Source organism: Deltaproteobacteria bacterium (assembly GCA_035063765.1).
Taxonomy (GTDB): Bacteria; Myxococcota_A; UBA9160; order UBA9160; family PR03; genus CAADGG01.
On record JAPSFT010000020.1, the window covers coordinates 74,861 to 85,558 of the forward strand.

Genomic DNA, 10,698 nt, shown 5'->3' on the forward strand with positions numbered 1-10,698 from the left:
CGACCGCGTCTTCGTCGAACACGAATCGGGCCCGCGACCCTTCATGCGCGGGATCCTGGTGCACTCGCTGATGGCACGTGGGATCTCGTTCGAGGACGCCTTCGGGGCCGCCAACGTGACGCGCGAGCGGCTGCGCGGGCGTGGCGTGGTGGCGCGCGACGCGCTGGCCCGGCTGGTCGACGAGGTGCTGCGGGAAACCCACCTGCTCGAGGACGTCCGGCCCCCGGCCCTGGGCCCCGCGATCCGCATCACCGCCCCGACCGGCTCGGCGCCGTTCTCGAAGGGCTTCCTCTCGCAGTCGCTCCTGGCCGCGGCGATCGAGCCGAACGACGCCTTCGACGTCGCTCGCGAGATCGAGAGCACGCTGGTGCTGCGCGGGATCGAGGAGATCGACCGGCGCGAGCTGCGGCGGCTCGCCTTCCAGACCCTCGAGCGGCGCTTCGGGGCACGCACCGCCGAGCGCTACCTGGTCTGGCGCCGCTTCCAGGAGCCCGACCGGCCGGTGATCCTGCTGCTCGGGGGGGCCACCGGGGCCGGCAAGACGTCGCTCGCCCTCGAGGTCTCGCGGCGGCTCGGCATCCACGCGGTGCTCTCGACCGATTCGATCCGCCAGATCATGCGGCTGGTGCTCTCGCCGGAGCTGGTGCCGGCGATCCACGCCTCGTCCTACGATGCCCACCGGGTCGTGCGCACGGCGCCCGGCGAGGACCCGGTCATCGAGGGGTTCCTGGCCCAGGCCTCGATCGTGTCGGTGGGCGTGCGCGCGATGCTCGACCGCGCGGTGGCCGAGAACACCAGCATGATCCTCGACGGCATCTCGATCGTGCCGGGCCTTCTCGACCTCACGAAATACCGCGAGACCGCGCACGTGATCTTCCTGGTGGTGGCGACGCTCGACGTGGCGGCCTTCCGCGCGCGCTTCGAGCAGCGCGCGCGCGAGAGCCGGCGCGCCCCGCACCGCTACCTCGAGCACATGGACGCGATCCTGCGCATCCAGGACCACTTCCTCGAGCTGGCCGAACGCCACGACATCCCGATCGTCGACAACGACTCGGCCGACGCGTCGGCGCTCTCGATCCTGAAGCACGTGTGCGAGACGCTGCGCAAGGTGGAAGGGCTCGATGCGGCGGAGCTCCTGTAGGGCGCGCCGCGGAGGGACGCATGCCGGAGGCTCCGCCTCGGGTCGACACGCTGGGCGCCCTGCGCCGCTCGGGCTGGCGCAGCCGCCCCCTGCGCCAGGAGCTGCGCGAGCACCTGCTCGAGCGCCTGCGCGCCGGGAACCCGCTCTTCACGGGCATCCTCGGCTACGACGACACGGTGGTCCCCGCCGTCGAGAACGCGATCCTGTGCGGCCACGACCTGATCTTCCTCGGTGAGCGGGGCCAGGCCAAGACGCGCATGATCCGCCAGTTCGTCGGGCTGCTCGACGAGTGGCTGCCGGTGGTCGCCGGGAGCGAGATCCAGGACGACCCCGAGGCGCCGGTCTCGGCCTACGCGCGCCGCCTCGTGGCCGAGCGGGGCGGCGACACGCCGATCGCCTGGGTGCACCGCGAGGCGCGCTACGTCGAGAAGCTCGCCACGCCGGACGTCTCGATCGCGGACCTGATCGGCGACGTCGACCCGGTGCGGGTGGCCGAGGGCCGCTCGCTCGGCGACGAGCGGACCCTCCACTTCGGCCTCCTGCCGCGTGCGAACCGCGGGATCTTCTGCATCAACGAGCTGCCCGACCTGACGGAGAAGGTACAGGTCGGTCTGTTCAACGTGATGCAGGAGCGCGACGTGCAGGTGAAGGGCTACCGGGTGCGGCTCCCGCTCGACGTGCTGGTGGTGGCCAGTGCGAACCCCGAGGACTACACGAGCCGCGGGCGCATCATCACCCCGCTCAAGGACCGCTACGCGGCCCAGATCCGGACCCACTATCCGCCCACCCGCGAGATCGAGCGGGCCGTGGTGCGCCAGGAGGCGCGGCTCCCGGAGGCGCCCGGCATCGCGCTGCACGTGCCGGGCTTCCTCGAGGACCTGGTCGCGGAGATGACCCTGCAGGCGCGCGCGAGCGCGGACGTGAACCAGTCCTCGGGCGTCTCGGTGCGCATGTCGATCGCCAACTTCGAGACGCTCGCGGCCAATGCGCTGCGCCGCGCGCTCGAGCTCGGGGAGCCGGAGGCGGTGCCGCGCATCAGCGACCTCGACGCGCTGCTTGCCTCCACGCAGGGCAAGCTCGAGCTCGAGGTCGCGGGCACCGAGCGCTCCGAGGCCGACCTCGTGCGCGAGCTCGTGCGGCGCGCCACCAAGTCCGTGTTCGACGCGGTCGTGTCCCTCGAAGGCATCGCGGCGGTGACCGAGGCCTTCGAGCAGGGCTGGCAGGTGGAGGTGTCGGCGCGCATGCCGTCGGCCGAGTATCTGGACGGGATCGAGCAGATCCCGGGCCTGCGCGAGGCGGCCGCCGGTCTCGCCGGCGGGGACTCGCCCGCGCGCCTGGCGTCGGCGATCGAGTTCGTGCTCGAGGGCCTGCACCTCGCCCACCGGCTCAACAAGAGCGAGAGCGAGGGCCGCGCCCGCTACGCGCTGCGGGCGGCGCGGTGAAGGTCTGGCGCTACAGCCGCTGGGACGGCAGCCAGGCCGCGTTCACTCTCGACCCCGCGCCGGCGCTCGACGCGCTCGCCGGTGGCCTGATGGAGGGCCTCTCGCTCGCCGAGGCGCTCGACTGGATGCGCCAGGCGGGCTTCGAGCTGGCGGGCCTCGACCTGCGGGTCCTGGGCCTCGAGGAGCTCATGGAGGAGCTGCGCGGCGAGCTGCGCTCGCTCGAGGCGCAGGTCCGGATGGACCAGGCGACCGACGCGCTGCGCCGGCGCCTCGACGAGATCCTCGGCCGCGAGGAGCGCGCCCAGCGCGAGGCGAGCGGCTACGAGTCGCGCCGCATGAACGAGTTCCTGGACCGGTGCCACGCGCCCGCGCAGCGGCTCTCGGAGCGCATCGAGCGCTTCCGCGACTGGGTCTTCGCCGACGAGGCTGCCGGCCGGGCCTTCGCAGCGCTGCTCGAGGAGCTCGATCGGCTGCGCGCGCTCGAGGACTTCCTGGCCGAGCAGGGAACGCGCTTCCGCGGTGCCGAGCCCGCCGGCTACGAGACGGCGCAGCGCATCCGCGAGCGCGTGCAGGCGCTCGAGCGCCTGCTGCGCGACCTCGCCGAGGGCCGGCTCGAGCTGCTGGACCCCGAGCCGCTCCGCGATCTCCTCTCGCCGGACGCGCTGCGCTCGCTGATCGTCCTGCGTGACCTCGAGCCGGCGCTGCGCCGGGCCGGCTACCTGCGCGACGGCGCGCGCGGCGCCGAGCTGACCCCGAAGGCGATCCGCCGCATCGGCGCCCGGGCGCTCGCCGCCGTCTACGGCGCCCTCCGCAAGGGCTCCCCCGGCGCCCACGACACCCCCCACGACGGCGCCGGCCTCCCCCGGCCCGACGAGACCCGGCCCTGGCAGTTCGGCGACGCCTTCGAGATCGACGTCGTCCGCTCGCTCCTCAACGCCATCCGGCGCAGCGCCCGCTCTCCGGACGCGCGCGAAGGGGATCCGGGAGCCGCCGGCTGCGGTCCCCCCGCAACCCTCCGGATCCCCTGGCAGCCGGAGGACCTGGAGGTTCGCGAAACCGACGACCAGACCCGCTGCACCACCGTCCTCGCCCTCGACATGAGCTGGTCGATGTCGTGGGCGGGCCGCTTCCCCGCCGCCAAGCGCGTGGCTCTCGCCCTCGACCACCTGATCCGCACCCGCTACCCGCGCGACCACTTCTTCGTGGTCGGCTTCTCGACCCGGGCGCGCGAGCTGCGCATTCCCGAGCTGCCCGAGGCGAGCTGGGACATGGGCGAGCCCTTCACGAACCTGCAGGAGGCGCTGATCGTCGCCGAGCGGCTGATCGCGCGGCACCCGAGCCCGAGCGCGCAGGTGCTCGTGATCACCGACGGGCAGCCGACCGCCTATTTCCGGGGCCGCGAGCTGCGCGTCGAGTGGCCGATGGGCTTCGGCGGCGTCTCGCCACGCGCCGCGGCCGAGACGCTCCGGCAGGTGCGCCGCATCACCCGGCGCGGCGTCACGATCAACACCTTCATGCTCGACGCCTCGCCGGAGCTGGTCGGATTCGTCGAGCAGATGACCCGCATCAACAAGGGCCGCGCGCTCTACACCTCGCCCGCCCGGCTCGGCTCGTACGTGATGGTCGACTACCTCTCGCGCCGCCGGCGCCGGCAGCACGCGTGAGACACCCTCCGGAGGGAGCGGGACGGCGTCCTCGGGAGGCGGGGTGGTGAGCGCCGCCGGCGTCCTCCGGCGGGCCGGCAGCGACGCCGTGCGGGCGGGGCGGCTGCTCGTGGCGCGCGGCGTGCTCGGCCGGCGCAAGCCGTTCTGGCTGCTGCTGCGCCTCGAGCCGCCGCTCGACGAGACCCGCGCCGCGCTCGCGCCCTGGCGGCACGCGCGCGGGCCGACCCTGCTCGAGGCGCTGCGCGCGTGCGACGCGGCCGCCCGCGATCCGCAGGTGGCGGGCGTCGTCCTGCGGCTCGCCGGTGCGCCGGCGGGCTGGGCGGCCGCCGCGGCGCTCCGCCGTGTCCTCGACGCCGTGCGCGCGGCCGGCAAGCCCGTCGTCGCCTACGGCGAGCGGATCGGGCAGCCCGAGTACCTGATCGCGAGCGGGGCCGACCGGCTCTGGATGCCCGAGACCGGCTCGCTCGCGCTCGTGGGCCTGCGCAGCGAGGGCGTGTACCTGAAGGGCCTGCTCGAACGGCTCGACCTGCGCGCCGACGTCGTGCGCGTCGGCACGCACAAGACCGCGGCCGAGGCGCTCACGCGCCAGGGCATGTCGCCCGAGAGCCGCGCCCAGCTCGAGGCCTACCTCGACGACGCCTTCGCCGTGCTGGTCGAAGCGATCGCGCGCGGGCGCAAGCTCGATCCTGCCGCCGTGCGCGCGCGCATCGACGCCGGCCCCTACGGCGCGCGCGCCGCCGTCGAGGCGGGCCTCGCCGACGGGTGCCGCTATCCCGACGAGGTCGAGGCGGCGCTCGCCGAGCTCGCGCCCGCCAGTGCCGGCCCCCCGGCACGCGACGGCGCGCCGCGCGCACGCCTGGTGGACGCGATCGCCTACGACGCGTTGCGTGCGGGCGATCCGGGCTGGCGCCCGCTCCTGCGGGACCTGCCCCACGTGGCCTACCTGGCCGCCGGCGGCGCCATCCACCGGCGCGCGAGCCTGGGGGGGATCTCGGCCGAGAGCTGGGTCGCGCTGCTGCAGCGCCTGCGCGACGACGCGGCCGTCCGCGCCGTGGTGCTGCGGATCACGAGCCCGGGCGGCGACGCGCTCGCCTCGGACCTCCTGTGGCGCGCGCTGCGCCGGCTGGGCGGCGAGAAGCCCGTGGTCGTGTCGATGGGGGACGTCGCCGCCTCGGGCGGGTACTTCGCCGCGGTCGCGGCCGACGTGGTGCTCGCCGAGGCGAGCACGCTCACCGGCTCGATCGGCGTGGTCGGCGGCAAGCTCGACGCGGGTGGACTGCTCGAGCGGCTGGGCGTCAAGAGCGACGGTGTCGAGCGCGGCGCGCGCGCGGGGCTCGGGACGCCCTCCCGGGGCTTCACGGCCGACGAGCGCGCCGCCGTGCGCCGCGAGATGGAGGCGGTCTACGACGTCTTCCTGCGCCGCGTCGAGGAGGGCCGCGGGCTTGCGCGCCACGAGCTCGAGCCGCTCGCGCAGGGCCGCATCTGGAGCGGGCAGCGCGCGCTCGCGCTGCGCCTGCTCGACGCGCTCGGCGGGCCGCTCGAGGCGATCGCCGAGGCCCGCGCACGGGCCGGGCTGGCTGCCGAGGAGCGCTTCGTGCTCGACGTGTTCCCGAAGCGCGCCCCGCTCGAGGCGCTGCGCGGGCTCGTGCGGGCGGGCGGGCTCTTCGCGTGAGGACGCCACCCCCGGCCGGCCGGCCCGCCGCCTAGACTGCCGGTGTGTCCCGCCGCCTGCGCTACGACATCCCCGGCCCGGATCGGCGCGTGGCGCTCGAGGAGCTGCGCGCGAAGGGCTGGGAGGCGCTCTTCCCGGAGCTGCCACGGCCGCTGCGGCTCGTGCTCGAGATCGGCTTCGGCCGCGGCGAGTTCCTGGCGGAGCTGGCCGCGGGTGCGCCCGCGGTGGCGCACGTCGGTGTCGAGCGATCCTGGAAACGGGTCCTCAAGATGGCGCGGCGGCTCGCGCGCAGCGAGCTCGCGAACGTGCGCCTCGTGCACGGGGCCGGCGAGGACGTGGTCCGGGACGGCTTCGGGGCGGGCTCGCTCGACGCGGTCTGGATCAACTTCTCCGACCCCTGGCCCAAGAAGCGCCATCACCGCCGCCGGCTCGTGCAGCCCGCGCTGGTCGCCGCCCTGGCCGAGCGGCTGCGTCCGGGAGGCCTGCTCCACGTCGCCACCGATGACGCCGGCTACGCCGAGCACATCGACGCCGTGCTCGGCGCCGAGCCGCGCCTCGCGAACGCCTTCGCGCCGGCGCGCTGGCTCCCGGAGGTGCCGGGGCGGACCCCGACCGCCTACGAGCTCGCCTGGCGCGCGGAGGGGCGCGCGCTCCACTTCTGGGCCTACCGGCGCGTCGACGAGCCGGAGCCGCTCTCGTAGCCTCCCCCGAGCCATGGCCGACCCTCGTCCCCATCTGAAGGACCTGTCCGTCGAGGCGCTGCGCGCGCGCTTCGCAGCGGGCGGCGTCGCACCCTGGCGCGCCGAGCAGGTGGCGGGCTGGCTCTACGGCCGCGGGGTCGAGGACCCCGCCGGCTGGTCGGACCTGCCCGGTGAGCTGCGCGCGCGCATCGCCGACGAGTGGCAGCTGCGGGCGCTCGCCTGGGACGACCTCGCGCGCTCCGCCGACGGCACCGTGAAGGGCCGGCTGCGGGCCCACGACGGCGCGCTCGTCGAGGCGGTGTCGATCCCGGAGCCGGAGCGCACGACGCTGTGCATCTCCACCCAGGTCGGCTGCCCGCTCGCCTGCTCGTTCTGCGCCACCGGCACCCTCGGGTTCACGCGCAACCTGACGGTGGCCGAGATCCTCGATCAGGTGTGCCGGATGCGCGAGGCGCTGGCCCCCGGCCAGCGGATCACCAACGTGGTCTTCATGGGGATGGGCGAGCCGCTGCTCAACCTCCCGCGCGTGCTCGACGCGGTGCGCGTGCTCCTGCACCCGAAGGCCTTCGCGCTCGCGCCGCGCAGGGTGACGGTCTCGACCGCCGGCGTGGTGCCGCGGATCGGGACGCTGCTCGAGGCGGTCCCCGTGAACCTGGCGGTTTCGCTGCACGCCGCGCACGACGCGAAGCGCGACGTGCTGGTGCCGATCAACCGCCGCTTCCCGCTCGACGCCCTGCTCGGTGCCTTGCGCGCGCTGCCCGGCCTGGGCCCGCGCCGCCCGGTGTTCTTCGAGTGGACCCTGATCGCCGGTGTCAACGACGGGCCCGAGGACGCGCGCGAGCTGGTCCGCCGGATCCAGGGTATCCCGGCCAAGGTCAACCTGATCCCGATGAACGCCCACGCCGGCTCGCCGCACCGCCCGCCGCCCGCCGAGACCTGCTCGCGCTTCGCCGGCGAGCTGGCGCGCCGCGGTGTCACGGTGACGCTGCGCCGGCCGCGCGGCGCCGACATCGACGCCGCCTGCGGCCAGCTCGCCGCGCGCGGTGCGGCCTAGGCCCACGCGCCTCGATGCTCTACGCGATCGGCGACGTCCACGGCTGCCTCGACAAGCTCGAGGACCTGCTGCGGTCCCTTCCGCTGCGCGCGGACGACCGCCTGGTCTTCCTCGGCGACTACGTGGACCGCGGCCCCGACTCGCGCGGCGTCGTCGACCGCCTGATCCGGCTCGCCGACGAACGCCCCACCGTCTTCCTGATGGGCAATCACGAGTCGATGTTCCTCGACTTCCTCGGCTGGCAGGGACCCCAGTACTTCGGCTCCGACGTCTTCATCGCCAACGGCGGCGCCGAGACCCTGCTCTCCTACGACTACTTCGATCGCCCGGCCCCCCGCCCGAAGCACTTCGCACTGCCACCCGGTCACGAGGCGTTCTTCCGCTCGCTGCGCATGCACCACGTGGAGGGCGACTTCCTGTTCGTGCACGCCGGGCTCGGCCGCGTCCTGGCCCGCTCCGACCATCTCGACCAGGCGCTGCGCGGTGCGCGTCTCGAGGAGCTCCTGTGGGACCGCTCGACGATGGACGTGCCGCACCGCCTCGGCGTCACGATCGTCTACGGGCACACGCCGCGCGCCGACTTCGGGATCCGCTGGAACCAGCCCTACAGCATCGGCATCGACACCGGTGCCGTGTACGGAGGGGCGCTCACCGCCATCCGCCTGCCCGACGAGACGATCTTCCAGGTCTGATCAGCCGCCGTCCACCGGCACGCGCAGCTTCTGCCCGGCGCGGATGTAGCTCGAGCGCGAGAGATTGTTCGCGGCCTGCAGGTCCTTCACCGACACGCCGTAGCGGCGTGCGATCGAGGAGACGGTGTCGCCATGGCGCACGGTGTAGGTGCGGGCTCGCGGGCGGGTCGCCGCCGGCGGCGCGTCCGTCCCGGCGACCCGCGCGGCGCCGGGGATCGTGAGCGGCTGGCCGACGCGCACCTCGTCCGGGTCCTGGATGCCGTTGGCCGAGGCGAGCGCGTGCGCCGACGTCCCGTAGCGGCGTGCGATCGACGCCAGGGTCTCGCCGCGCCGCACCTCGTGCTGGGCGGGGGCGGCGGCGGGCTGGGCCCGCGGTGGCCGGCGCTCGGCCGCGTCGGCGACGATCTCGCGCTCGACCGTGCCCGGGAGCCGCAGCCGCCGCCCGACGTGGATGGCACTCGGCTTGCGGATGCCGTTGGCCGAGGCCAGCGCGCGCGTCGACATGCCGTAGCGGCGCGCGATCGACGACAGCGTGTCGCCGCGCTTCACGATGTAGGTCCGGCCGCTGATCTGGCTCGGCCGGCGCTCCTGCGGGATCGCGGCCAGGATCTGCGCCGCGGGCGCGCGGCCCGCGACCGGCGGGAAGCGCAGGGTCACGCCCTTCGGCACGAGCTGCTGGCCGCGCCAGACCGGCTCGCGCAGCCCCAGGTTCCACTCGCGCAGGAGGCCGAGATCCATGCCGAAGCTCTGGGAGAGCGCGCGCGCCGAGTAGGTGCCGTCGGTCACCACCGCCTCGTGCCGCGCCGGCGCCATCTTGCGGATCTCGCCGAAGTAGCGGACGTGGTTGCGGTCCACCTCCACCGCGGCCAGGAACGACGGGTAGAAGTTGCGCGAGGCGAAGCCGAAGCTCGGGCCGTCGTAACGGCCCAGGATCACGCCGATGTCGTCGGTCCCGAGCTCCTTCTTGGCGCGGATCGAGCCGCCCGGCCCGTGGTTGTAGGCGATCAGTGCGAGCGGCCAGGTGCCCGTCACGCGGTGGTTGTTCGCGAGCAGCGCGGCGGCGGCCTCGGTCGCACGCCAGGGGTCGAAGCGCTCGTCGACGGTGCGGTCGACGCGCAGCTTGAACAGCCGGCCCGTCGAGGGCATGAACTGCCAGAGGCCGGCGGCGCCCACCTTCGAGTAGGCGAGCGGGTTGAACGAGGACTCGACGTGCGGCAGCAGCGCGAGCTCGAGCGGCAGGCCGCGCTCGCGGAAGACCTGGCGGATGTAGGCCTCCCACTGCCCCGAGCGGATCACGCCGTCGCGGAACTTGTCGGCCTGGCCGCGCTGGAAGCGCACGCCCTCCGAGGCCTCCTCGAGCCGCGCTCGCGAGACCCCCTTCGGGAACAGCGCGAGCACCCGCTGCTCCTCGGCCGTGAGCCCCGTGTGGGGCTCGCGCGCGAGCCGCCGCAGCAGCGCCGCGTAGCGCTTCTTCGAGCCCTCGTAGTGGCGCGAGGCCTCCGACTCGGGAAGCCCCTTCGGCCAGCGAACCACGTCGTAGACGACGCCGAGGTCGCGGTTGTCGTGGACGAAGCCCTCGTTGGTCTCGACCTCGCTGTAGACGCGGGTCCAGAAGCGGACGCGGTCCTCGATCGCGGGCGGGCGCGGGAAGAGCCGCGCGTCGGGCCCGGGCACGCTCCGCACCCGGACCTCGGGAGCCGGCGGCAGGACCGGTGCGGGCGGCAGCTCGGGCTCCGCGCTCACCGCCGGGGCGCGCCGGCGCTGGCGGCCGAAGGCCGGGGAGGCGGCGGCGGCGACGACGGCGTCGGCCAGCAGGACGAGGAAGACGGCGAAGGCGAGTCCTCTGCGCATGGGCCTCCTCGGATCGGCTACCTCTGATCGGCGCTGGGGCGATGCAGCGTGAGCCGGGGGGAGGGCTCGGCGCGGCGGGATCGGCCAGGGGGGAGCGGGGCCGACCGTCGCCTTCGGTTCGCGGCATTCTAGAGGCTCCGCGCGGCGCGGGGCAACGTCTCGTCGGCCGAGGTCGAGGGAATCGCCGTCCGCGGGGCGCGCGAGCGCGGGCGGGAGGAAGGGCCCGCCTCCGCTTCGACTCGGACGCGCGCCTTGTTTGCCGCGGAGGCGCGAGGGGCCGTACCCGCGCGCGCCTTCGAGGCGCTCCGGCGGGCCCTTCCTCCCGCCCGCGAGCGGACGGCCTCGAGGCCGCGTTCCTGGCAGCCCCGTGTGAGGCCGGTCCCCGGTCTCGGGAGGAGCGGCCTGGGGACTTCGCTTGCCTTCGGCTCGCTGCGCGCGTCGAGCGGGTTGCCGGGAGTCGCCGTCCGCGGGGCGCGCGAGC

Annotated in this window: 8 protein-coding genes; 7 read left to right on the top strand and 1 reads right to left on the bottom strand. The window is 74.8% G+C overall.

The genetic code is table 11. The features are described from left to right. The first annotated feature begins 43 nt into the window (after nt 1–43). From OZ948_15060 to OZ948_15090, 7 genes are read left to right on the top strand one after another with little or no spacing between them, the layout of a single operon-like run. On the top strand, nt 44–1,141 hold the full coding sequence (locus OZ948_15060; GenBank protein ID MEB2346047.1) for a zeta toxin family protein: 1,098 nt from the start codon (nt 44–46) through the stop codon (nt 1,139–1,141). 20 nt (nt 1,142–1,161) lie between these two features. Then, nucleotides 1,162–2,583, top strand: a complete 1,422-nt coding sequence (locus tag OZ948_15065; protein ID MEB2346048.1) for a sigma 54-interacting transcriptional regulator — start codon at nt 1,162–1,164, stop codon at nt 2,581–2,583. Next, nucleotides 2,580–4,247 carry a hypothetical protein gene (locus OZ948_15070; GenBank protein ID MEB2346049.1) on the top strand — a complete coding sequence of 556 codons (1,668 nt, stop codon included), beginning with the start codon at nt 2,580–2,582 and terminating at the stop codon, nt 4,245–4,247. The genes OZ948_15065 and OZ948_15070 overlap by 4 nt, the downstream gene beginning before the upstream one ends. Nucleotides 4,248–4,293: 46 nt before the next feature. Then, nucleotides 4,294–5,919 carry a signal peptide peptidase SppA gene (gene sppA, locus OZ948_15075; GenBank protein MEB2346050.1) on the top strand — a complete coding sequence of 542 codons (1,626 nt, stop codon included), beginning with the start codon at nt 4,294–4,296 and terminating at the stop codon, nt 5,917–5,919. Between the two features lie 44 nt (nt 5,920–5,963). Then, on the top strand, nt 5,964–6,620 hold the full coding sequence (gene trmB / locus OZ948_15080; GenBank protein ID MEB2346051.1) for a tRNA (guanosine(46)-N7)-methyltransferase TrmB: 657 nt from the start codon (nt 5,964–5,966) through the stop codon (nt 6,618–6,620). 13 nt (nt 6,621–6,633) lie between these two features. Further along, nucleotides 6,634–7,674, top strand: a complete 1,041-nt coding sequence (gene rlmN, locus OZ948_15085) for a 23S rRNA (adenine(2503)-C(2))-methyltransferase RlmN (protein MEB2346052.1) — start codon at nt 6,634–6,636, stop codon at nt 7,672–7,674. Between the two features lie 14 nt (nt 7,675–7,688). Further along, the gene (locus OZ948_15090; protein MEB2346053.1) at nt 7,689–8,366 is read left to right on the top strand and encodes a metallophosphoesterase family protein; all 678 of its coding nucleotides are present in this window, start codon (nt 7,689–7,691) and stop codon (nt 8,364–8,366) included. On the opposite strand, the gene OZ948_15095 is transcribed toward OZ948_15090, so the two are convergent. After that, entirely contained in the window at nt 8,367–10,217 is a 1,851-nt protein-coding gene (locus tag OZ948_15095) for a LysM peptidoglycan-binding domain-containing protein (protein ID MEB2346054.1), read from the bottom strand. It lies immediately after the preceding gene. Nucleotides 10,218–10,698 lie beyond the last annotated feature (481 nt).